The 778-nt window shown below is 37.1% G+C and carries 1 protein-coding gene; it reads right to left on the bottom strand.

All coding sequences use genetic code 11. The annotated features are described in order from the left end of the window. Nucleotides 1-58: 58 nt before the first annotated feature. Nucleotides 59-778, bottom strand: a 720-nt coding sequence (locus tag JCM6256_RS09205) for an IS256 family transposase (protein ID WP_025081377.1), incomplete at its 5' end; no start/stop codon positions are given.

Here is a 778-nt window from a genome sequence, read left to right as displayed (position 1 = left end):
AAACTGTCAAATCTTTTGTGTAAATAACTCTTTCTCGTAGATTGATTTTTTTAATTATTTATTCAAAATAGGATTCTAAAGTGTCTTGTACTTGACCAAAGCCTTTATGAATTCGCTTGAAATATCGATCATTGTAGCTCATTGCTTGTATTCCAATAAAAGTATCTAATGACCGTTCATTTGGAAACTCTGCTTTAGGTTTGGCTTTGCGCTTAACAACATTATTAAAGGATTCAATCATGTTAGTTGAATAGATTGAACTTCTGATCTGCTTCGGATAGTTATAGAAAACCAGCAGATCCGTTTCAATGTCTTTTACATTCTGAATTACATGCCCGTAAGCTTTCTGCCATTTACTGTAAAAGCTATGTAAGACAGTTATACCTTCTTGCTTGTTAGACTGTTGATGAACTTGCTTAAAATCGTTCATAATTGCCTCACGGTCTTCCACACGTACTTTAGCGCAGATATTACGCATTACGTGAACCAGACAGCGCTGGAAGTGAGCTTTAGGATAGGTTTGCATTAGTGCAGTTTTCATACCCACAACGCCATCTGATAAAAATAATTCAACTTGTTTAAGGCCTCTGCTTTTCATATTTTGGAGCAGCTCCGTCCAGACTTCGATATTTTCGCTAGGAGCTATGCAATAATCGATCACCTCTTTGTGACCGTTGGGCTTGATGCCAATGGCAATATATACCGCTTCTCGTTCAAAAGTTTCTCGACGCAACGGTATATACGTTGCATCGAGATAAACACAAAAGAACTTATCGCT

This window comes from Lactobacillus hamsteri DSM 5661 = JCM 6256, from assembly GCF_000615445.1.
GTDB classification, from domain to species: domain Bacteria; phylum Bacillota; class Bacilli; order Lactobacillales; family Lactobacillaceae; genus Lactobacillus; species Lactobacillus hamsteri.
The sequence above is the reverse complement of the archived record's forward strand: the minus strand, read 5'-3'. Positions and strand labels throughout refer to the sequence as shown.